Source organism: Haladaptatus rarus, from assembly GCF_054177585.1.
Genome location: NZ_JBPEHG010000007.1, coordinates 127,124 through 147,345, shown reverse-complemented (window position 1 = coordinate 147,345; position 20,222 = coordinate 127,124). Strand labels below are relative to the sequence as shown.

Annotated in this window: 21 protein-coding genes and 1 pseudogene; 9 read left to right on the top strand and 13 right to left on the bottom strand. The window is 61.6% G+C overall.

Annotation, left to right across the window (positions count from 1 at the left end; genetic code table 11):
- Positions 1 to 148: 148 nt before the first annotated feature.
- Complete coding sequence (locus ACR3FE_RS16405) at positions 149 to 1,243, bottom strand: aminopeptidase (RefSeq protein WP_458208400.1); 1,095 nt, start codon at positions 1,241 to 1,243, stop codon at positions 149 to 151.
- A gap of 180 nt (positions 1,244 to 1,423) precedes the next feature.
- Here ACR3FE_RS16405 and ACR3FE_RS16400 point away from each other — a divergent pair, with 180 nt between their 5' ends.
- Positions 1,424 to 2,440, top strand: a complete 1,017-nt coding sequence (locus ACR3FE_RS16400; RefSeq protein ID WP_458208399.1) for a threonine aldolase family protein — start codon at positions 1,424 to 1,426, stop codon at positions 2,438 to 2,440.
- An 89-nt stretch (positions 2,441 to 2,529) separates the two neighbouring features.
- Entirely contained in the window at positions 2,530 to 3,006 is a 477-nt protein-coding gene (locus ACR3FE_RS16395; protein ID WP_458208398.1) for a TMEM175 family protein, read from the top strand.
- A gap of 165 nt (positions 3,007 to 3,171) precedes the next feature.
- On the opposite strand, the gene ACR3FE_RS16390 is transcribed toward ACR3FE_RS16395, so the two are convergent.
- Complete coding sequence (locus tag ACR3FE_RS16390) at positions 3,172 to 3,324, bottom strand: DUF7859 family protein (protein WP_458208397.1); 153 nt, start codon at positions 3,322 to 3,324, stop codon at positions 3,172 to 3,174.
- Between the two features lie 84 nt (positions 3,325 to 3,408).
- On the opposite strand from ACR3FE_RS16390, the gene ACR3FE_RS16385 reads away from it, so the two are divergent.
- Positions 3,409 to 4,056 (top strand): ArsR/SmtB family transcription factor, encoded by a 648-nt coding sequence (locus tag ACR3FE_RS16385; protein ID WP_458208396.1) that lies wholly within the window; start codon positions 3,409 to 3,411, stop codon positions 4,054 to 4,056.
- A 94-nt stretch (positions 4,057 to 4,150) separates the two neighbouring features.
- Here ACR3FE_RS16385 and ACR3FE_RS16380 read toward each other — a convergent pair whose 3' ends face one another.
- Positions 4,151 to 4,669: a metallophosphoesterase gene (locus ACR3FE_RS16380; RefSeq protein WP_458208395.1), complete on the bottom strand. Its 519-nt coding sequence runs from the start codon at positions 4,667 to 4,669 to the stop codon at positions 4,151 to 4,153.
- A 73-nt stretch (positions 4,670 to 4,742) separates the two neighbouring features.
- Here ACR3FE_RS16380 and ACR3FE_RS16375 point away from each other — a divergent pair, with 73 nt between their 5' ends.
- From ACR3FE_RS16375 to ACR3FE_RS16365, 3 genes are all read left to right on the top strand, one after another.
- Positions 4,743 to 5,717 carry a cation diffusion facilitator family transporter gene (locus ACR3FE_RS16375; RefSeq protein ID WP_458208394.1) on the top strand — a complete coding sequence of 325 codons (975 nt, stop codon included), beginning with the start codon at positions 4,743 to 4,745 and terminating at the stop codon, positions 5,715 to 5,717.
- A 177-nt stretch (positions 5,718 to 5,894) separates the two neighbouring features.
- Positions 5,895 to 6,572 (top strand): TIGR00266 family protein, encoded by a 678-nt coding sequence (locus tag ACR3FE_RS16370; RefSeq protein ID WP_458208393.1) that lies wholly within the window; start codon positions 5,895 to 5,897, stop codon positions 6,570 to 6,572.
- A 121-nt stretch (positions 6,573 to 6,693) separates the two neighbouring features.
- On the top strand, positions 6,694 to 7,863 hold the full coding sequence (locus ACR3FE_RS16365; protein WP_458208391.1) for a pyridoxal-phosphate-dependent aminotransferase family protein: 1,170 nt from the start codon (positions 6,694 to 6,696) through the stop codon (positions 7,861 to 7,863).
- 125 nt (positions 7,864 to 7,988) lie between these two features.
- Here ACR3FE_RS16365 and pepF read toward each other — a convergent pair whose 3' ends face one another.
- Entirely contained in the window at positions 7,989 to 9,779 is a 1,791-nt protein-coding gene (pepF, locus tag ACR3FE_RS16360; protein ID WP_458208390.1) for an oligoendopeptidase F, read from the bottom strand.
- 72 nt (positions 9,780 to 9,851) lie between these two features.
- On the opposite strand from pepF, the gene ACR3FE_RS16355 reads away from it, so the two are divergent.
- Entirely contained in the window at positions 9,852 to 11,195 is a 1,344-nt protein-coding gene (locus ACR3FE_RS16355) for a M28 family peptidase (protein WP_458208389.1), read from the top strand.
- 269 nt (positions 11,196 to 11,464) lie between these two features.
- Here the strand turns inward: ACR3FE_RS16355 and truA are convergent, their stop codons facing one another.
- The 5 genes from truA to ACR3FE_RS16330 form a co-directional block, all read right to left on the bottom strand.
- Positions 11,465 to 12,256 carry a tRNA pseudouridine(38-40) synthase TruA gene (gene truA / locus ACR3FE_RS16350; RefSeq protein WP_458208388.1) on the bottom strand — a complete coding sequence of 264 codons (792 nt, stop codon included), beginning with the start codon at positions 12,254 to 12,256 and terminating at the stop codon, positions 11,465 to 11,467.
- Between the two features lie 150 nt (positions 12,257 to 12,406).
- Positions 12,407 to 13,003, bottom strand: a complete 597-nt coding sequence (locus ACR3FE_RS16345) for a DUF7411 family protein (protein ID WP_458208387.1) — start codon at positions 13,001 to 13,003, stop codon at positions 12,407 to 12,409.
- Position 13,004: 1 nt separating this feature from the next.
- Positions 13,005 to 13,346, bottom strand: a complete 342-nt coding sequence (locus tag ACR3FE_RS16340) for a DNA-binding protein (RefSeq protein WP_458208386.1) — start codon at positions 13,344 to 13,346, stop codon at positions 13,005 to 13,007.
- Between the two features lie 431 nt (positions 13,347 to 13,777).
- Positions 13,778 to 14,233, bottom strand: a complete 456-nt coding sequence (locus tag ACR3FE_RS16335; RefSeq protein ID WP_458208385.1) for a 30S ribosomal protein S19e — start codon at positions 14,231 to 14,233, stop codon at positions 13,778 to 13,780.
- A gap of 167 nt (positions 14,234 to 14,400) precedes the next feature.
- The gene (locus ACR3FE_RS16330) at positions 14,401 to 15,435 is read right to left on the bottom strand and encodes a lysylphosphatidylglycerol synthase transmembrane domain-containing protein (protein ID WP_458208383.1); all 1,035 of its coding nucleotides are present in this window, start codon (positions 15,433 to 15,435) and stop codon (positions 14,401 to 14,403) included.
- Positions 15,436 to 15,514: 79 nt separating this feature from the next.
- Between ACR3FE_RS16330 and thiL the strand changes: the two genes are divergently transcribed.
- Positions 15,515 to 16,399, top strand: a complete 885-nt coding sequence (gene thiL / locus ACR3FE_RS16325) for a thiamine-phosphate kinase (protein ID WP_458208382.1) — start codon at positions 15,515 to 15,517, stop codon at positions 16,397 to 16,399.
- Here thiL and ACR3FE_RS16320 read toward each other — a convergent pair.
- Together ACR3FE_RS16320 and ACR3FE_RS16315 are read right to left on the bottom strand one after the other, a co-directional pair.
- Positions 16,384 to 17,505, bottom strand: a complete 1,122-nt coding sequence (locus ACR3FE_RS16320) for a site-2 protease family protein (RefSeq protein ID WP_458208381.1) — start codon at positions 17,503 to 17,505, stop codon at positions 16,384 to 16,386. The genes thiL and ACR3FE_RS16320 overlap by 16 nt on opposite strands.
- A gap of 34 nt (positions 17,506 to 17,539) precedes the next feature.
- Positions 17,540 to 18,488, bottom strand: a pseudogene (locus tag ACR3FE_RS16315) (AEC family transporter).
- A 56-nt stretch (positions 18,489 to 18,544) separates the two neighbouring features.
- Between ACR3FE_RS16315 and ACR3FE_RS16310 the strand changes: the two are divergent.
- Positions 18,545 to 18,778 (top strand): hypothetical protein, encoded by a 234-nt coding sequence (locus tag ACR3FE_RS16310; RefSeq protein ID WP_458208380.1) that lies wholly within the window; start codon positions 18,545 to 18,547, stop codon positions 18,776 to 18,778.
- Between the two features lie 114 nt (positions 18,779 to 18,892).
- Here the strand turns inward: ACR3FE_RS16310 and ACR3FE_RS16305 are convergent, their stop codons facing one another.
- Together ACR3FE_RS16305 and ACR3FE_RS16300 are read right to left on the bottom strand one after the other, a co-directional pair.
- Complete coding sequence (locus ACR3FE_RS16305; RefSeq protein WP_458208378.1) at positions 18,893 to 19,144, bottom strand: DUF7123 family protein; 252 nt, start codon at positions 19,142 to 19,144, stop codon at positions 18,893 to 18,895.
- Positions 19,145 to 19,389: 245 nt separating this feature from the next.
- Complete coding sequence (locus ACR3FE_RS16300; RefSeq protein WP_458208377.1) at positions 19,390 to 20,160, bottom strand: molybdopterin synthase; 771 nt, start codon at positions 20,158 to 20,160, stop codon at positions 19,390 to 19,392.
- Positions 20,161 to 20,222 lie beyond the last annotated feature (62 nt).

Genomic DNA, 20,222 nt, shown 5'->3' with positions numbered 1-20,222 from the left:
TTATATGTGGTTTACTTACGCACTCACGACCTCGTACTACAGGCGCCCACCGTGCGGTCGAGCGCCCGCGGGCGCTCGACCACCTAAAAATCTGCATCGAACAGCTCGCTCGCGTCAGTACCTTTCTACGCCTCGAACCCGAATCTCACTACGCTTCGAATCCGTCTTCGAACCGGAACGTTCCGTTTCGCTGAACCACTTCGCCATCCACTGCGATGAACGAATCTTCGCTCATATCGATGATCATGTCGACGTGGACTGCACTTTCGTTCTGTTCCTGGCTGTCGGGGACACAGATGTCGTAGGCCATACCGACTGCGAGGTGGACGGTGTCGCCCATCTTCTCGTCGAACAGCATGTTGTAGGTGAATCGGTCGATATCGCGGTTCATCCCGATGCCGAGTTCACCGAGTCTGCGAGCGCCTTCGTCCGTGTCGAGGACGCCTGCGAGTACCTCTTCGTTCTTCCCGGCGCTGAAATCGACCACTTCGCCGCCCTCGAATTCGAGGGACACGTCTTCCACGATGTGACCCTGATGGACGAGCGGTTTGTCGAACAGTACCGTCCCCTCGACGGAGTCGACGACGGGTGCGGTGAACACCTCGCCACCGGGCAGGTTGTTCTTCCCGTGGTCGTTGATCGTCTTCATGTCCGTGACAGCCATGGTGAGATCCGTAGTGTCGCCGGAGACGATGCGAACCTCGTCGGCGGGGTCGAGAATCTCGACCATCTGCTGTTGGAACTCGCGCTGTTCGTCCCAGTCTTTGTTCATCGCGCCGTAGACGAACTCCTCGTAGGCTTCGGTGCTCATCTCGGCCAACTGCGCGCTGCCGGGTGCGGGGAACTGCGTGAGACACCACGGCTTCGAGAGGATCTCCTGCTGGATCGGCTGGTAGTGCTGCTTATATGCGGCGTGGGTCTCCGAGGGCACGTCGCTCATCTCGGAGGCGTTCTCGTGTGCGCGAACCTGCAGGATGGCATCCGATTCCTCGATGAGTGCCTGTTCGTGGCTGAACGTATCGAGGTCGTCCGAGTCGATCGATTTGAGAAACGCCGCTCGCTTTTCGTCGCGTCGCCCCGCCGTGACGAGGGGGAATGCGCCGCGTTCGCCGAGCAGTTCACAGAGTGCAATGGTGAGGTCGTCCGCGACCGTCGGGACGCGAAGCACCACGTTGTCGCCGGGTTCGATGTCGAGCGAATGATCGACGATGATCTCCGCGTGTTCCCTGATTCGTTGATCCATAGTAGGAAATCTCACGTCCGGAGGAAACCGCTTTCGATACGACGTCTGGAACGTGATACATAATCGGCTAGGCATGCATGCCGTGTCACCTGCTCTGGTTGCGAAACCAGTTCGAAACGTTCCCGCGTCTCGCTCGCCGGGAACGTCGGCTATTTGCCCCATGGGAGCAACGGCTAGCACATGATCGATCTGCGAAGCGACACGGTGACGAATCCGAGCGACGAGATGCGCGACGCTGCCCGCGACGCCGACGTCGGCGACGACGTGTACGGAGAAGACCCGACGGTGAACGAACTGGAAGCGCGCGCTGCCGACTTGATGGGCATGGAAGCCGCCCTCTATGTGCCGACCGGGACGATGGGCAACCAGATCGCCGCCCGCGTCCACACCGACCGCGGGCAGGAGGTGCTGGTCGAACGCGAGAGCCACATCTACAAGTGGGAACTCGGCGGGCTCGCCCAACACGCGGCCCTTCAGGTACGAACCCTCGACGGCGGCGACCGCGGGATTCCGACACCCGAGCAGGTTCGAGACGGTTACGTCGAAGAAGACGCTCACCGACCCGGAACCGGGTTGTTGTCGCTCGAAAACACGCACAACAGCAAGGGCGGTGTCGCCATCGACCCCGAGAAGATTGACGCTGCGGCGGAGGCAGCTCACGACCTCGGCGTTCCCGTCCATCTCGACGGCGCGCGGGTGTGTAACGCCGCCGTCGCACACGACGTGTCGCCCGCCCGAATCACGGAGGAAGTCGATTCGGTGATGTTCTGCCTCTCGAAGGGACTCGGCGCACCCGTCGGCTCGATGCTGGCCGGGAGTGAAGAGCTCGTCTCACGTGCACGTCGCACGCGAAAGCTGTTCGGGGGCGGGATGCGGCAGGTCGGCATGGTGGCCGGGCCGGGTCTCCTGTCGCTGGACAACGTCTCCCGACTCGCGGACGACCACGAGAACGCCCGCGTGCTCGCCGAGGAGGTCGCCGACGCGAGTGGTCTGTCGGTACAACCCCCCGAGACGAACATCGTCCTCGTGAACACCGAAGGAACAGGCCTCACCGCAGGTGAGTTCCTCGAAGCCTGTGAAGAGCAGGACGTTCTCGGCACGCAGTTCGACACGCACGTCGCCCGGTTCTGTACGCACTGGGACGTCGACCGAGACGACGTGAAAGCGGCCGCAGACGGGATTCGAAACGCGCTCTGAGAACGGGTGGCTCGCGTTCGGCATTGCCCTGGCTGCACCCACCGTTCGGGTGAGAAATGTCATTGTCGATGGAGTCCGTAGTGGATGACATGGTACCTCGTTTCCGTCGAGAAGCGGAAGAGACGGATAGAGTTCTCGCGCTGAGTGACGGCGTGATCGCGATCGCGATCACGCTATTGGTGCTGGAGATCACGGTTCCGACCGTCCCAGCAGGCAGTTCGGGGTCGATTCTCGCCGAGCGTATCGTAGAACAGTGGAACGAGTTCTTCGGGTACGTACTGAGCTTTCTTGTCATCGGGCTGTACTGGATCCTCCACCGACGCGTCTTCGTTCACATCGAGCAGCATGATAAGGGAGTGCTCTGGTTGAATCTCCTCTTCCTCCTGATGGTCGCGTTCGTACCGTACGGAACAAGCGTGTTCAGCACCTATCCGAATCAGTTCGGCATCGTGTTCTACGCGAGCGTGTTGGCACTGACTGGATTCAGTCTCACACTCCTGTGGGGCTACGCCTCGCGGAAAGATCTCCTGGAAGCGGGGCTTACGTCTCGCACCATCTTGCTTTAGGGTGCCAGTTTCCTCGCTTCACCGCTGGTGTTCATCCTCTCGATAGTCGTTGCGGTCTTCGACCCGACGGTGGCCATCCTCACCTGGTTTCTCTTGATCCCGATCACCGCTGTGTTTCAGTCACGACTCGTCGAGAGTCTGGAAGAATCGTCGTAGAACGTTCGGTTATCGCTGTCCTTTCTGCATGCCTTCCTGAAATCCGGTGAGCGTGCGACGGATGAACAGGTAGATGAAGAAGACGAAGGCGAGCAAGGCGACCAGTAGCCCGACGAATACGGGGTCGCTGAGGAGGTCTCCGATGAGTCCGAGTGGTTGCATACCTCTGCTTATCAGTTCACGAACCAAATTCGTTTCGACGCACTAGTGACAAAGTTGATTGATGAGTAGTCGTATAGCTCTCGTATGGCAGACCTCTTGCCCTCCAGTTCAGACGTCGAAGCTCCGACAGGTGGTGCCCCGAGGGTACTTGGCGTCGATAGCGACGACGCCGACGACCTCCTCGGGGCACTCTCGTCGGACACGGCGCGGAGCCTTCTCTCTGCGCTCCACGAAGACCCCGCGACGGCGTCCGAACTTAGCGATAGAGTCGATACCTCGCTCCAGAACGCGCAGTACCATCTCGGAAAGCTCGAAGACGCAGATCTCATCTCACAGGTCGACACCATCTACTCCGAGAAGGGCCGCGAGATGAAGGTGTACGCACCGACCGACGGGCCACTCATTCTCTTTGCAGGCCGCGAAGACCAGACGACGGGCCTCAAAGATGCCCTCTCGCGCGTGCTCGGCGTGGCCGTGGTGCTGGGCGTCATGAGTGCGGCCATCCAGTACGCCGTCACTGAAGGACTGTTCGGCATCGGCGGACAATCTGCCGAGAAGAGTACTGATTCTGGTGGACAGATGGGGACGTTTTCGTCACAATCTTCGGAGGCGGCCCAGACCGCGACGGACACCGCGATGACCACTATTCCGCCGGGAGTACTATTCTTCGCCGGTTGTGCGCTCGTCCTCGCCCTCGGCGCCGTCTGGTGGTATCTTCGGACCGACCGATAACTAAAATACGTTTTTGAGTTTACCAAGAGTACTTGACATCTCCCTCCCTACTGTAGATTGGTGCCGCCCTGCTTCGGCCCTCCGCGGAACGCCATTAGCTTTCCAGCCCTCCGACGTGGAACTCTTCCACGAGTTCCCCGTTCCGTACATAAATTCCTCCAGCGAAGCCCTTCTCCGTCGGTTCGAGCTCGATGTGCGTCGGTCGATTCCCCCTCGGTCGAGCGTAGCTTCCCGGATTCAACAGCAACACTGCACCAGCGTGACGAGCGAGATGTCGATGTGAGTGACCGAAGACGACCACGTCCGCATCGCGTTCGCGCCCGAACAGTTCGAGACCCGTACTTCCGCCATCGCGGCGATGTGTGAGCGCGAACCGTACCCCGTTCTCCTCGAACGTGCGCGTTGCCGGAAGTCGCTCGTACACTGCCGGGGTCGCGTTGTTGCCGTGAACCGCAACGAGTCGGTTACTCACGGATTCGAAGGCATCGAGGGCGTCGGCGGTCGTGAAATCTCCGGCGTGAACGACGAGGTCGGCGTCGCGGACTGCGTCTCTGGTTCGTCCCGAGAGTTCGTGGCCGGTCGTGCTGTGGGTGTCGGAGACGATAGTTATCATAGCAGACAGTAGACACTCATCTCGTATGTGTCCGTCGTAAGGCCTTTGACACCTCCCGGACGCTAGTCAGGCAATGGCGAGTAGCAAGTCCGTCGTGATTGCAGCCCTCGTCGCCAACGGGGCGATTGCCGTACTGAAGTTCATCGGCTTCCTCCTCACCGGGAGCGCAGCGATGCTCTCGGAGACGTATCACTCCATCTCTGACACCGGGAATCAGGTGTTCCTTCTCATCGGAATCCGCTACGGTCAGCGCGAGGCGACGCGAGGACACCCCTTCGGCTACGGCAAGGCACAGTTCTTCTATAGCTTTCTCGTGAGCGTCCTGCTCTTCGGTATCGCCGGGTGGGAGAGCGCGAAACACGGATACAACGCGATCGTCCACCATCACACGGTTGGTGCCGGACAACCGGTCACTCTCCTCGGGCAGTCGTTCGACCCCGTCTTCGTGAACTACGCCGTCCTCGTCGGGGCCATCCTCTTCGAGAGTTACGCATTCAAGAAGGCGTACACTGCGATGAAGCTGGAGATCGACCGCCGGGAGTGGAGCGGTTTCCGGGAGGCGTTCCGCAAGACCAGCAACGTGACGACGCTGACGGCACTGACCGAGGATGCCATCGCCCTCGCCGGTGCCGGTATCGCACTCCTCGGTATCTTCCTCTCGCGCTGGACGCAGAACCCGATATACGACGCGGGAGCCGCCCTCCTCATCGGTTTCATGCTGATGGGCTTCGCAGTGGCGCTGGCATGGGAGAACAAACGCCTCCTGCTCGGTGAGAGCCTCCCCGAGGAAGAGGAGGACAAACTCCGCGAGATGCTGAACGATTGGGACGGCGTCACGGAGATCGTCGACTTCCGCACCGTCTACTTCGGCCCTGACCGCCTCATCGTCGCCGCAGACGTGGCCTTCGACTCGACGCTCGATACGGGCGAGATAGACGACCGAATCACGGACATCGAGGACGAGATGTTCGGCGCCAACGAGCACGTCAAGAAGGTGTACATCGAGCCGGAAGTGCGAGAGGAAACCGCGTCGAAGTCGGCCATCTAAGTCGGTCGTCTACCGTTTGTCGAAGTCGGCCGTTGAAGTCTATCGTCGAAGTGGCTCATTTTACTCCGTCAACCGGCACAGGCATCCGTCACGAGACGACCCCATTTCAAACGCATCTCACTCAGGGATCACGAGGCCACGAGGGCTATCACTCTGTACCTCGTGGCTCAGTCGAGTATGGAGTACGAATTCACGAACCGACCGGCGTTCGCTGAACTCGCGATGGCACTGGACGAGGGCGAGCGGATTCGAACGGAAGCGACGTCGCTGGTCAGTTACTCGGATGGCGTGGCGGTCACCCCCGACGATGGTGGTGGGCTGGAAGAATCACTGGAACAGTCGGTGCGCTCCAAAGACACGGCCTTCTCGACGATGGTTACCGCAGACCGCCCTGGAACCGTCACACTGGCACCACCGTTTCCGGGCGACATCTCACACTACGAGCTCCGTGACGAGAAGCTGTACGTCCAATCGTGTTCGTTTCTCGCCGCGGAACCGTCCATCGAGTTCGGTGCCGACTTCAGCGACTCCGAGACGTTCGTCGATAGCGACTGTGATTTCCTGCTCGAACTGTCGGGGAACGGGCTTGCCTTTCTGACGAGCTACGGAGCCATCTCGGTCGTCAGTCTCGACCCCGGTGAACAGTACGTCGTGGATACGGGCCACGTCGTCGCCTTCGAGGACACGATCGAGTTCACTATTCGCCGCGTCGAAGGGGTCAGGTCGCCGTCCGACACCGGCCGCGGTCTCTTCTGTGAATTCGAAGGCCCCGGAACGATCTGGACACAGTCGCGTAGTCCGGCGGCGTTTCTCGCGTGGCTCGTGTCGAATCTCCCCTCGGAAGACGAAAATTGAGCGTTACTCGACTCGTTCGAGTCCGTCGTCAGTGTATTCGACGTATTCCTGTCGCTCGTGATTAGTGGCGGAAATTGCGTTCCACACGACGCTTATTTACCGGGCCATCGAACAGTGGAGTATGCGAGAAGATTTTCTCCTACTCAACCCCGGCCCAGTTCCACTCGCACGTGACGTTCGGTCCGCGATGAGCGAACCGATGGTCTCTCACCGTTCCTCGGAGTTCGAGTCGGTGTACGAGCGCGCACAAGACGGTCTCGACTACATCTTCGAGCGGTCGTCCCTCGACGAGACGCCGACCACGACCGACGGCACCAGCCTCATCTTCAACGGAACCGCGACGATGGCGATGGAAGCAGCCGTCGCCAACCTCGCGGGAAGCGACGACGAAGTGGTCGCTGTCTTCAACGGCAAGTTCGGTCGGCGGTTCAAGCGCATCGCCGACCGGTACGCCAACGTGACGCCCGTCGGGTTCGACTGGGGCCAATCCATCGACCCCGACGCTGTCCGCGAGGCGGTAAGCGACGACACGAAGGTCGTGACGATGGTGCACAACGAGACGAGCACCGGACTGCTGAACCCGGTCGCGGAGGTCGGTGAAATCGTCGCCGAGCACGACACCTACTTCGTCGTCGACGGTGTCACTTCCCTCGGCGGCGACGAGTTCCTCGTGGACGAATGGAACGTCGACGTCGCGGTCACGGACGCCCAGAAGTGTCTCGCTGCCCCGCCGGGAACCAGCGCGATGTACGCCACGCCGCGGGCACAGGAAGCCTTCGACGGGGAGAGCGCACCGTTCTACGAGGATCTGGAGTGGCACCTTCGGAAGGCGGATTCCCACCAGACTCCCTTCACGAGCGCAGTTCCGCTGTTCCGCGGCCTCGCGCTCGCAGTCGAGCAGATCGTCGACGAGGGGATGCCCGAGCGAATCGCCCGCCATCGCAGACAATCGAAGGCGTTCCGGTCGGCGTTCACGGCGATGGGCCTGTCGATGTTCCCCGAGCGAAACGACGTCTCGGAGTACTCGAACACGCTCACCGCCATCGCGCTCCCCGCGGGCATCCGCGAGGACCCGGATGCCTTCTTCGACGCGGTGACCGAGCGTGGTGTGAGCATCAGCGGCGGTCAGGCCCACCTCGGCGGCGAGATATTCCGCGTGAGCAACATGGGGAATCTCTCCTCGGAGCAGGTGCTGCGCGGCGTGCGTGCCATCGGAGAGGCGTTCCACGAGGTCGGCGAAGATGTCGAACTGGAGGCAGCGATGACATCGGCACGAGAACAACTCCGGTAACTCGTCGATAGCTCGTCGCTGGTTCGTCACGACTCGTTCATCTCGAAGCAAGTATTCGATTTTCGCCGTCGGCTGTCCCCGATAGCGAAATCGTCGAAAACGAGCGCGCAGCCGAATCGCTGCCGTCAGATCAGTTCTTCCATCTCGTCCAAGTACTCGCCGTACACGTCGAGTGCGCGCTGGATGGGTTCGGGCGAGCGCATGTCCACGCCAGCACCCTGAAGCAATTCGAGCGGGTACTCACGCGAGCCGCTGCTGAGGAAGTCGAGATAGCGTTCGGCGGCCGGTTCGCCCTCGTCGAGGATCTTGTCGGCCAGCGCGACAGCGGCACTGATACCCGTGCTGTACTGGAAGACGTAGTACGCACGGTAGAAGTGCGGAATACGCATCCACTCGCGCTCGATTCGGTCGTCAACGACGGCGGGTTCGTAGAACTCTCGTTTGAGGTCGCCGTAGATCTGATCGAGTCGATCGGGGGTGAGTGCTTCGTCGTTCTCCACGACCTGGTGGGTCTGATACTCGAAGTCGGCGAAGAGCGTCTGCCGATAGAGCGTCGAGCGGAACCGTTCCAGGTACTCGTTCAGGACGTGCTGGCGGAACTCAGGGTCGTCGACCGTTTCGAGCAGGTGGTGGGTCAACAGCGATTCGTTGACGGTGCTGGCCACCTCGGCGACGAAGATCTCGTAACCACTGTAGACGTAGGGTTGGGTCTCGCTCGTCAACTGCGAGTGGAGCGAGTGGCCGAGTTCGTGCGCCAGCGTGTACATCGAGGCGATGTCGTCCTGATAGTTCATCATGATGAACGGCTGGGTGTCGTAGGTGCCGCCACTGTACGCACCTGCTCGCTTGTCCTGTGTCTCGTAGACGTCCACCCAGCGTGATTCGATCCCCTCCGCGACGCGCGACTGGTAGTCGTCACCGAGTGCACCCACGGCATCCACGACGTACTCGACCGCCTGATCGTACTCTAAGTCCGGGCTCTCGGTGTCGGTCATCGGCATGTAGAGGTCCCACATCTGGAGTTCGTCAACACCGAGGCTCTCGCGCTTGAGTTTCGCGTGGTGGTGGAGTTTGTCGAGATTGTCCCGTACGGTGTCGAGCAGGTTGTCGTACACTGCTGCCGGAATGTTCGGGTCATCGAGGGCGGCCTCACGGGCAGTGTCGTAGTTTCGTGCCCGAGCGAACTTCACGTCCGATTTGACGCTGTTCTTGTACGCCGCACCGACCGAATTTCGGACGTTGTGCCACTCGTCGAAGTAGCCTTCGTACACGGACTGGCGGAACTCTCGGTCGGGATTTCTGAGGAGATTGACGAAGTTGCTCTGGGTGATCTCGACCGCGTCTCCGTCGGGTTTCTCGACCCTCGGGAAGGTCATGTCCGCGTTTGAGAGCATCGAGTAGATCTCCCCCGACGCACCCGTGACCTCACCGAACTCCGCGAGCAGGTTCTCGATCTCGCTGGAGCGCGTGTGCTCTTTCATCCGCATCACGTCGTCCAGGAAGTGGTCGTACTGTTCGAGTCCGTCCGTCTCCTCGATCATCCGGTCGAGTTCGTCGCGGTCGAGCGACTGGATCTCCGGTTCGACGAAACTAGAAGCACTCTGGGCACGCGACAAGAGTGACTGTGCGCGCGTGGAAAGTGCCTGATACTGCTGGTCGGAGGTGTCCTCGTCGCTTCGCATCCGGGCGTAGGAGGCGACCATCGATACCTTCCGCCCGAGTTCGTCAGAAAGCTGGAGAACTTCGAGCAGTGTCTCACCGTCTTCCGTCGTCTGCCCTTCATAGGCTTCGAGGTCGGCCAATCGCTCTTCGACCTCCTCGTAGGCCACCTCCCACTCCTCGTCGGACGTGTAGATACTCTCTAAATCCCACTTGTATCGTGTGTCGATATCGCTTCGTTCGGGAACAGAACTCATACCACGCTCTAAGAACAGCCTCCTCGTAAACGTTGATATTCCGGAAGGAGGTTTTACACGGATGGTACCACAATGAGGGGTATGACCGACGACGTACATCGCACGCTCGGCGAGATGTGGAAAGACGACTATCCGTGGACGTTTCTGACGAGCTTGACCGAACTCGAAAACCGGATGGGTGGCCATCCCGGTGAACGCCGGGCCGCCGAACTGGTCGCAGAGGGATTCGAACGTGCCGGCGCCCGGAACGCACGCACCGAATCGTTCGAGATGAACTGCTGGCGTCGTGGGACTGCCACACTCGCAGTCACCGAACCGGTCGAGCGCTCGTTCGAGTCGATCGCGCTTCCCTACACACCCGCAGGCGACGTGCGTGGGGAACTGGTGGACGTCGGCCACGGCATGCCCGACGAGATAGACGAGAAAGACGTGGCCGGGAAGATCGCGGTCGCCAGCACGACCACCCCTGCCGGGAGTCGGTTCATCCACCGGATGGAGAAGTTCGGCTACGCTGCCGCAGCAGGGGCAGAAGGATTCGTCTTCCACAACCACGTATCGGGCCAGCTTCCGCCGACCGGGTCGCTCACTTTCGGCGATGAAACCGCCATCCCCGGCATCGGTGTCAGCAACGAAACCGGCGCATGGCTGACCGAGTACGCCGAGCGCGGTGCGATGGCGAGGCTCAACGTCGATGCCGAGACGACGTCGGGGACGAGTCACAACGCGGTCGCTGAACTCGGTCCCGATACTGACGACGAGATCGTCGTCGTCGCACACCACGACGCCCACGATATCGCGGAGGGGGCACTCGACAACGGGTGTGGTATCACCGTCGTCGTCGCGGCGGCCCACATGCTCGCGGAGGTGAACCTCGACACCCGCGTTCGCGTGGCGGGTGTGGGCTGTGAGGAGATCGGTCTCCTCGGGAGCCACGCGCTGGCCGACTCGCTCGACCCTTCGACGGTTCGTGCCGTCGTGAACGTGGACGGTGCAGGGCGCTTCCGCGACATGCGGGCGTTCACCCACGGTTCCGAGACGATGCGCTCGGTCGTCGAGGGCGTCTCGGACGAAACGAACCAGCCCATCGAGATTCAGGAGGGCGTCCACCCCTTCAGCGACCACTGGCCGTTCCTCAAACAGGCCGTTCCAGCACTCCAGTTGCACAGCCAGCAAGACCACAGTGCTCCGGGCGCACGCGGACGCGGGTGGGGACACACCCACGCGGACACGCGAGACAAGGTAGACGATCGGAACCTCCGCGAGCACGCCATGCTGACCGCGCTTCTCGTCCGGAAACTCGCCTCACGCGAGGAGATTCCGCGTAAAGAGACGGAAGACGTGGCAGCGAACCTCCGAGAGAACGACTACGAAGAAGGGATGCGGGCGGCGGGAATCTGGCCCGAGGCGTGGGACTAAGTTTCGATTCGTTTTCCGTCCACGACCGCTACGATATCTTCGACGAGTTTGCTGAGGCCGCGAACGACGAAATCCACACCGAGGACGAGCGCGACGATATAGAACGATCCATAGAGGACGATTCCAGGAAACCGGAACGGTCCGGCGGCCGCGGCACCCAGTCACCGAACGAACGAGAACGCCAGAACACCGAGTGCTACGTCTATCGTCACTTCCCACAGAAGTTCATCGGCTACCATAGAAAAAGAACTAGGTTCGGAGAAATAACTCTATTCGAGCCGCGAATGAATCTCGCGAGCAGTGCGTGACCGAGTTCGGCGCTCGATTCGCAGGTCTTCGAACACCTCTCGCGCATTCTCGACCGCGTCTTCATCCACAGAGAACTCACAGTCGTAGCCAACGTCCGCGAGCACGAGCGGGTGGGCGGGCGCTGGCGGAACGCCCTCCGGGCCGTCGATGGGTTCCGGCGCGAGCACGCGGTCTATCTTCATCATCGGAGAGTCACCCACGGCGATGGCGTGGACGAGCGAGACGACGCGCCGGACGAGGTTGCGGGCGAAGCCACCAGCACGGAGCGTGAACACCAGATAGTCGCCGTCCTGGAGAACGCGGATGTCGAGGTCGCGGACGGTACCCTCGTCGTCGGGCGTCACGTTGTGGAAGTCGTGCTCGCCAGCGAGGCGGTCGCAGGCGTCTTTCGCCAGCCCGAGGTTCGCCCGTGGCGCGTAGCAGTGATAGACGTACTCCCGAAAGTAGGCATCGTGCGTCGCGTGGAACTCCGGGACGACTTCGGCGCTTGCCCACGCTCGAATCGACGCCGGGAGTTCGCTGTTGAACGCCGATGGAGTGAGCCAGTCGGGGCACTCGAACGAGACGGTCTGGGCGACGGCGGAGACGCCTGCGTCGGTTCGACCGGCGGCGGCGTACCCCTCCGGTACGTCGTCCGCTACACCGAGGGTGCGGAGCGCGTCGAACAGCGTGTCTTCGACGGTCGGGACATCCGGCTGGCGCTGGAATCCGTAGTATGGCCGACCGTCGTAGGCGACTCGAAACGCGCGCATCTCACGGTGATACAGGAGGGTGACGTTTAGTTTGTTGGATATTACCCGGTACGGCGGATGGCGTTGGTACTCCGTACTGAAAATCAGGGAGATGGTTCGAACGCGGGTAGTGTCGGTGTGACCGAACAGCCATCGTCGAACGGTGTGCTGTCACCGAGTCAGGAAGCCCGTAACGTAGGTTTGCTCGTGGGCAGGGAACACCTCGTCTACTGCTGACTCGCCGTGTTCACGGGCGAGGAGGGAGCGCAGTTCGGCTTCGTAGTCGGCCTTGCGAATCTCGTCGCTCGGGCCGGATTCGACGTCGAGGGTTGCTGTGACGAGGCGGTCGACTGCACCGCGTCCGAACCCGGAGAGGGGAACGATGTAGTCGATGTCGTGTCGGTCTTCTAAACTCTGGGCCTGCGCGCGCGAGACGGTCGGCACGCGGTCGTCCCGGCGGGTTCCATCCGCGACCGCGTCGAAGCGCATCCCCGCCACGGTTTCCAGAGCGTGGAGATGCACCTGCTGGATTCCGTTTCGCGGGTAGCCGTCCTCGACCATCTGTTCGACGGCCTCGATGGCGGCATCGTGGTCGAGTTCGACCGTTTCGAAGTCGAAGCCGGTCGCTTCGGCGGTGTCGCGGGCGTGCTTCCAGTCGTCCGTGACGCCGAAGTGGGCGGTGACGAGCGTCACGTCGTAGAAATCGTCGAGTAGGAGGGCGGCGAGCGTCGAGTCCTTTCCCCCGCTGTAGAGGAGTCCGAGTTCCATCTCAGCGGCGCTTGATGTTGAAGCTCTTCTTGTCGGGCTTCAGCTCGCGCAGGATCTCTTTCATCTTCTGGTCGTCGATCTGGCCGTTGATGCGCCCACTCTGGGCGATCGCGAGCACCTGCTGCTCCACTTGGTCGGCGAACTGCGGCTTGCTCATCCGGACGGAGTTCAGTCGCTTGCGCGCGCCGTCGGTGAGATACTGGCGGAGCAGTGCCTGCTTCTGCGCGTCGGCGCGCTGCTGGGCCTGCTCTTGGGCCTCTTCCTGTTGCTGTTGGTCCTGCAGTTCCTCCATCTTCTGTTTTCGAAGCTCTTCTAGTCGGTCGTCGTCAGGACTTCCACTCATGCCTTATCTGTAGCTTACCGGCCATGACCAAAAACAATTACGGAGAATAACGTTCCAACAGGTCGGAAAAAACGGTCAGGCATCAGTGAGAACTGCGATGTTCGAAGATTGGTGCGACTTCGAGTACGAAGGTCGATGCCTCCCCTACAGAAGTCACCAGGGGACTGCAACCGCAGGAATCGCACCGCAAGAGTTGCTTAGATCTATCCGTACCGCGGAAGTAACTAGGCCACCGCGACAGCAGGAGACGCTAGGACAACATACCGTAACCGCAGCGCGCGGCCCCGATCCTCCCCGTGTCGAAGCAGGCTTCGCCAACCGCTGGCTCAGTCTGCTTCGTGACGCGGCCTGTCGGCTGGTTGGCCTGCCGAAACAGTTTCGAGAACGTACCTATCGCTCACGAAGGGTGAGACGAAAACGAAATAATCAGTTCAGGCGTAGCGTTCGAGTTCCGGTCGGTCGAGGTCGGCCATGACCTCGCCTGCCGTGTCGTCGAGGAGGCTTCGACCTTCGGCAGTGATCTCGCGGCCTCGGTGTTCGTTGGACTGGATGAGGCCTTCCTCTTCGAGCTGCTGGAGGATGGTTCGGATGATCTTCTTGCTTCCGTCGGCGCGGTGGATGGGTGCGACACGGTATCGGGTCGAACCTTTCTTGCCACCGCCGTACTCGGTCGAGAGGCGTTCGACGCCGACCGGGCCGTTCGTGGCGACCTTTCGCAGGAGGCTTCCCGCGCGGATGTGCCAGAAGTTCTCCTGCTCGGGGGGCATCTCGCGCTGTGCGCCGGTTTTAGTGAAATCGGCCCAGTCCGGTTGGTCGAATCGATCCTCGAGTTCGTCGGCGAGCGCCTCGATGAGCGCGTCCGCCGGAACGTCGTAGAGCGTCGTCATACGACTGATTTCCCTGCGGCGGCGTTTAAAGCCATCGTTACAGAGTTCGGGCGGGTTCGAGGTCGCTACCTCCTCCTGCCGCACCTATTTTATCCCCTAGTCGAACCAGCCACGACGACCCTGACGAAGGTTTATATACTATCTCGTGGCCAAACACGGCGTGACGCTCAATCACCGTTCGAATTGTCCGCTTCGAGCATCGCTGTCGCCGTCCATCCGAGCATCACCGGGAGCCAGTAGGTCGCCCCCCGGTGGATGACTGCCGCCGCCCCTGCGGTCGCCGCCGTCACGCCCGTCAGCGGGACGAGGAGGAGCACCAGCGCCGCCTCGACACCGCCGAGTCCACCGGGCAGTGGTGCAACTCCGGCTATGCTTCCGATGGGGACGATGAACAGCACCGCCGCGAACGGGACGGTGTGGCCGAGTGAGTAGAGCGACAGCCACAGCGACACCGACGATAGAAGCCACCCGAGCGCGGAGAAGAACACCGCGAGTAAGAGGCGACGACGGTCTCCTGCGACGCGCTCGATGGCACGAAAGAATCCTCGGATTCGTCGCTGGACTGCAGGGCGAGTCGTCGGCTTCACGCGCGGGATGACGCGCGCGACTGCACTCACAGCAGGGACGATACCTGTGGCGATCCCCGACTCCACCCGACTTCGGTTTCGCCACCCCACGACCGCTACGGCGGGAACCGCCATCGCGAGCGCGACGATGGAGACCGCGACCATCTCGATCGTGTCGCCGAGCGTGAGCACCGTCGCGTAGTACGCCACACCGACCAGTGCGAACGAGATGGACGGGACGAAATTGATGGCGTCGACGCTGGCGATGGCACCGAGACTGGTCTCGTACTCTGCGTCTGTCGCCCGCGAGATGAGCAGGGCGGCGAACGGTTCACCACCCGCTTGCCCGAACGGGGTCACGTTGTTGGCGAACGTCGCGCCCGCGTAGAGTAAGAACGAACGTACAGGAGAGATGTGAACGCCCAGGACATCCAGGACGGTTCGAAGCGACATCGCCCACGAGAAGAGCCATGCCAGTGCGACGACACAGACGAGGGCGACCACGCGCACGTCCGTCACCGAGAGTGCGGACACGACGCGATCGATTCCGACGATGGAGAAGACCGCGAGCAAGACCACGACCGCAGCTACGAAGCCGACGGTTATCGTGCGTACGTCACCCAGGTCGATTCGCATCAGTTCGCAAATATCAGTGCGACTGCTTGAAGCCAGCGAAGACCGGTCGGCTTTTTTCCCGGCATGACAGAAAGACGGTATGGACGAACGGGCCGCGCTCAGACTGCTGGCGGGTGAGCTTCCCGACGCGGGCGACGACGCGGCGGTCGTGGACGGGCAAGTACTGACGACCGATATGCTCCACGAGACGACGGACTTCCCCGAGGGGACAACACGGTACACCGCTGGTTGGCGTGCCGTCGGTGCTTCCCTCTCGGACGTTGCGGCGATGGGGGCGACGGCGACCGCAGCAGTCGCCGTCTACGCCGCGCCGGAGTTCACCCGCGACGAACTCGAAGCGTTCGTCGCGGGCGCGAGTGAGGTCTGTGAGTCGGTCGGCGCGCGGTACGTCGGCGGCGACCTCGACACCACCACGGAGTTCACGGCGACGACGACGGCACTCGGACGGACGGACGACCCCGTCATGCGGTCGGGCGCACGTCCTGGCGATGTGCTCTGTGTCACCGGCACGTTCGGGCGAAGCGGTGCGGCGCTCCGCCTGTTCGACCGAGACGAGACGGAACGCGCGAACGACCTCTTTCGCTTCGACCCGCGAATCGCCGCAGGGCGAGCACTCGCGCCGCACGCGACCGCCATGATGGACTCCAGCGACGGACTCGCACGGTCGGTACATCAGCTCGCGGAGGCGAGCGACTGCGGGTTCAAACTCGATAGCGATTCGGTTCCGATCGCCGAGAGCGTTCGTGACGTGGCCGAAGACACAGCCGACGAACACGAGTTGGGACTCTTCTTCGGCGAGGACTTCGAACTCGTCTTCACCCTGCCCGAGGAGCGAGTGACGGAAGCCAAATCGGAGTCGCCGACGCCGGTCTCGGTCGTCGGCGAGGTCACTGACTCAGACGTGACGATGGACGGAGAACCGCTTCCCGATCGCGGATACACCCACGGTCAGGAGAGTATCTGAATCGGTGTCGGCGTGAAACAGAGCAACCCGAGGATGAACGTGAGGGCTCCGAGCAGTTTCCGGTTCATGTCGAGTTCGCCGTCGTTGATAGGTGTCGCGGGGCCGACGTAGGCGAAGAACATCGACAGGAACCCCCAGATGACCCAGAGCACCGTCGCGTTGCTCACGTTGAGGACGTAGAAGACGTACGCAGCAAGTCCGAACAGCACGGCGGGGACGAGTGCTGCGACACTCTCCTGTCGTTCGCCGATTATCGCCCGGACGATGTGGCCGCCGTCGAGTTGTCCGACCGGGATGAGATTGAGGAACGTGACGAACATACCGACCCAGCCGCCGATGACGACCGGATTGACCGATTTGGCAGGGTTGTCGTAGGTGAGCGGTTCGCCCATCACTGCCGCGATAGCCTTCAAGAGGGGCGGGTAGCCGAACTTCACCTCGATGGTCGATGCACTGTTGAGTGTCTCCTGGGTGACGGTGACTGGTTCCATCGTCAATCCGACCGCCGTGACGACGACGGTTGCCACGAGTCCTGCGAGTGGCCCCGAGACGCCGATATCGAAGAGCGCCTTCCGGTTCGGCATCTGCCCTTTCATCCGGATGACCGCGCCCATCGTCCCGATGAGGGTCGGCATCGGGATGAAGTACGGCAGCGTCGCATCGACGCCGTGGTAGCGACTCATCACGTAGTGGCCGAGTTCGTGGGTGCCGAGAACGCCCAGAACCGCCAGCGTGAACGGCCACGCCGTCAGCATCGCCTCTACCGGGTTCGTCACGGGATTGACGTGGTACCACGTCGCACCGGCCCAAAGTGTCGAGAGTACCGTCGCGAGGAACAGAATGACGTTCTTCCAGGGAACCCCGTCTGGGCCGAGTTCGATGGGTTCGGCGACGAGGACGTACTCTCCCATCCGAGTCGTCAGTGCAACTTCGTAGCCGTGCTCCCGAAAGAGCGGCCAGATGGTCTTCATCAATCGGTCTTGCGGCACCAGCGGTTCGCCGTAGTAAACCAACTGCTCGCCGTCACTGCGAACGTCGTACACCCGAAACACCGAGTGCAATCGTTCGATTGAAGGACCTGCCTCGGGCGGCTCGGTCGAATCCATTCAGTCATAGTACGGAACGAATCCGTATAAACCCTTAGACGACGGCATCCGACTGGAGGATGGCGATGAGGAGTGTCAACACCGGGACACTCACGAGTGTGCTGGTGAATATCGCCGTGCTCACGTACTCGGGGGCGGTGAGACCGACACCTCCCTCATCGTACTCGATACTGAGGATGAGCGGCGTGATCGCGGCTGGCATCGCACATTCGAGAACGAACACACGCGCGACGGTCGCGTCTTCGAAACCGAGGAGGAAGACGACGACGACGGCGACGACCGGTGCGACGACGAGTTTCATCCCGTTCGAGACGCCGACACGGGCGATTGCAGCACCCGAATCGGTGTTCGCCAGTTGGATACCGAGCATGAGTAACATCACCGGGATCGCCGCGTCGCCGGTCAGTTTCAGCGTCTCCATGGCCGCAGAATCCACTGGCGGGACGATATCAAGTGCGCGGGCGGCACCTGCTGCGAAGACAGCATACACGAGTGGGAGTTTGAACACCTCGCGGACGGCGGCGAAACTGGACGTACCGTTGCCACGCGAGGCGAGGTACACGCCGACGGTGTAGGTGAGCACCGACTGGGCGGCGATGTAGAGGATGGCGGTGCTTCGACCGACGTCACCGAACGCGAACTGCGAGAGGGGAATCCCGTAGTTACCCGCGTTGGGGAACGCACTCGTCAACACGAGCGCACCGAGAACCGGCTCCGACTCGCCGAGCAGCCGACCGACGAACTCCGCCAGTGCGACCATCGCCAACGTGAACACCGTGACGCAGCGCGAGTGTCACCGCCGTCTTGCCGCCGAGCGACGAGGTCGTCAGACTGTGGAAGACCAGTGCCGGGGTCAAGACGTAGATGGTGACGGTACCCAGCGCGTCCACCTCGATGTCGCGGAGGCTACCGAGAAGGAACCCGACTGCGGCGACCGACAGAACGGGGAGGATAGCGGTCGTCAACGCGGATACGAGTGACACTGGTCGAACGAAACCAGTAGAGGACTACAAAGGCGTCGAAGGAGGAGCGGTCGAATGTGGCAGTTGGGGATGGGGCGGGCAGTCGGGGACAGGGTCGAATCGTCGCCGTGGCGTGCGAGTCTGCAAGGCGTGCAGTGAGTGTGACGGGGCGGTCGTGGAGGCGTGCGAGGGAGGGTTTCGCAATGCGTGCGGGAACCGCAGGGCGTTCGAAGGGGGTGCGGATGTTCGGGGCCGCAGGGCGTATGGGGACGCGATGGACGCGTCGGGGGAACGCGTGGGGGATGCGTTAGGGGGAACGCATGCGGAACGCGATGGAGGCGTGGGAGCCGCGGGAAACGCGTTAGGTGAACGCGTCGGGGGAGTGGAGGCCGCGGGGACCGCGTGCGGGGACGGGGCCGTGAACGTTACGCGGGAGCCACGCGCCACGTAGTCGCACTCGTGTACGACCACTTCTCGACTTCGAGTTCGGCGCAGTCGGTCAGTTTCACCATCAGCGCACCGATCTCCTTCGCGGAGAGGCCGACTTCGTCAGCGATGAACTTGCTCTTGAAGTACAGCTCTCCGTCGCTCGCCTTCTCGCAGAGGTACTGCTTCAGGCGGGCTTCTTTGGATTCCGGTTCAGGGCTTTCGGCAGCGACTTGGGTGGTTGCGCTCATGTGCTGACTCCAGTTACTCCATAGACTGGGGAGATGTTATAAAGGGCAGAAGCTTAGGGTAGTTTCGGGAATCTTTAGCTCTATCCAGCGGAAAAAGACGTGAACGCGGGTAAAAGCGACATTTTACAAACGGCTCTATCGAATTTTAATAGTTTAAAAACGCCTCTCGTTTTTTATTTCGTAAATATGAGGGGATCTGATAACGTCGGACGATCGAGGACGATATCGGGGGTCGTACACTCGGCCTATCGCTCGTGAACCCAGAACTGCTCGTCCATCGTGACCTCTTTTTTGAAGATCGGAACCTCCGCTTTGAGTCGGTTGATCCCGTCTTCGACGGTTCGAAACGCCTCTTCACGGTGTCCTGCGAGCACGACGACGAAAACAATGTCCTCGCCGTACTCGATGAGGCCGGTTCGGTGGTGCATGACCACCTCGAAGACGCCGTCGCGCGCTTCGAGTTCCTCGCTGATCGCGTCCATCCGCGTCTCCGCCACGCCCTCGTACTTCTCGAATTCGAGGAACTCGGTCGGTGTGTCGTCCGTGCTGTCTTTCGCCCGGACGCGCCCGGTGAACGTGGCGATCGCACCCGACAACTCGGCTTTCGGCGACCGCTTCACGCGTGCGACGAGTGATTCGAGCGTTTCGTACGGTTCGACCTCGCCGAGGGAGTTTACCACGGAGTCGATATCCAAAGCATCCGTGTCGGGTGCGTGGACGAGTGGCTCTCGATCGAGATCGGTGTCGCCGACAGCGACCTGCGGGAGGTTCGCATCCGGAAACCCAGAGACGAGTGCGTAGTCGTGGTCCGGTGCGAGTTCGTCGAGTACGTCTGCCAGCGAGCGGTCGGTTCCGTGTGCCAACCATCCGTCGTCACCGAGTTCGATGGTGGTCGAATCGCTCGGTTCCGGTGCCCCCCGCGTGACGGTTCCGACCGCACCGCGTTCACCGAGTCTGTCGGCGAGTTCGTCGGCGACGGAATCTGACTCGTTCCCGACGATACCCAGTACTTTCATGCCCGTAATGCAGTCGGCGAGGCGCTTTTAGCCTTCGGTCGGAAGTTGAGAACGCTTAAGGC

Excerpts from the sequence above, each read along its gene's own strand:
- ACR3FE_RS16390 (WP_458208397.1), bottom strand. The coding sequence starts at position 3,324 with ATGCAACCACTCGGACTCATCGGAGACCTCCTCAGCGACCCCGTATTC.
- ACR3FE_RS16320 (WP_458208381.1), bottom strand. The coding sequence starts at position 17,505 with ATGGATTCGACCGAGCCGCCCGAGGCAGGTCCTTCAATCGAACGATTG.
- ACR3FE_RS16385 (WP_458208396.1), top strand. The coding sequence starts at position 3,409 with ATGGCAGACCTCTTGCCCTCCAGTTCAGACGTCGAAGCTCCGACAGGT.
- ACR3FE_RS16395 (WP_458208398.1), top strand. The coding sequence starts at position 2,530 with ATGGTACCTCGTTTCCGTCGAGAAGCGGAAGAGACGGATAGAGTTCTC.
- ACR3FE_RS16305 (WP_458208378.1), bottom strand. The coding sequence starts at position 19,144 with ATGAGCGCAACCACCCAAGTCGCTGCCGAAAGCCCTGAACCGGAATCC.
- ACR3FE_RS16355 (WP_458208389.1), top strand. The coding sequence starts at position 9,852 with ATGAGGGGTATGACCGACGACGTACATCGCACGCTCGGCGAGATGTGG.
- ACR3FE_RS16335 (WP_458208385.1), bottom strand. The coding sequence starts at position 14,233 with ATGACGACGCTCTACGACGTTCCGGCGGACGCGCTCATCGAGGCGCTC.
- ACR3FE_RS16405 (WP_458208400.1), bottom strand. The coding sequence starts at position 1,243 with ATGGATCAACGAATCAGGGAACACGCGGAGATCATCGTCGATCATTCG.
- ACR3FE_RS16365 (WP_458208391.1), top strand. The coding sequence starts at position 6,694 with ATGCGAGAAGATTTTCTCCTACTCAACCCCGGCCCAGTTCCACTCGCA.
- pepF (WP_458208390.1), bottom strand. The coding sequence starts at position 9,779 with ATGAGTTCTGTTCCCGAACGAAGCGATATCGACACACGATACAAGTGG.
- truA (WP_458208388.1), bottom strand. The coding sequence starts at position 12,256 with ATGCGCGCGTTTCGAGTCGCCTACGACGGTCGGCCATACTACGGATTC.
- ACR3FE_RS16400 (WP_458208399.1), top strand. The coding sequence starts at position 1,424 with ATGATCGATCTGCGAAGCGACACGGTGACGAATCCGAGCGACGAGATG.
- ACR3FE_RS16375 (WP_458208394.1), top strand. The coding sequence starts at position 4,743 with ATGGCGAGTAGCAAGTCCGTCGTGATTGCAGCCCTCGTCGCCAACGGG.
- thiL (WP_458208382.1), top strand. The coding sequence starts at position 15,515 with ATGGACGAACGGGCCGCGCTCAGACTGCTGGCGGGTGAGCTTCCCGAC.
- ACR3FE_RS16340 (WP_458208386.1), bottom strand. The coding sequence starts at position 13,346 with ATGAGTGGAAGTCCTGACGACGACCGACTAGAAGAGCTTCGAAAACAG.
- ACR3FE_RS16300 (WP_458208377.1), bottom strand. The coding sequence starts at position 20,160 with ATGAAAGTACTGGGTATCGTCGGGAACGAGTCAGATTCCGTCGCCGAC.
- ACR3FE_RS16345 (WP_458208387.1), bottom strand. The coding sequence starts at position 13,003 with ATGGAACTCGGACTCCTCTACAGCGGGGGAAAGGACTCGACGCTCGCC.
- ACR3FE_RS16380 (WP_458208395.1), bottom strand. The coding sequence starts at position 4,669 with ATGATAACTATCGTCTCCGACACCCACAGCACGACCGGCCACGAACTC.
- ACR3FE_RS16370 (WP_458208393.1), top strand. The coding sequence starts at position 5,895 with ATGGAGTACGAATTCACGAACCGACCGGCGTTCGCTGAACTCGCGATG.
- ACR3FE_RS16330 (WP_458208383.1), bottom strand. The coding sequence starts at position 15,435 with ATGCGAATCGACCTGGGTGACGTACGCACGATAACCGTCGGCTTCGTA.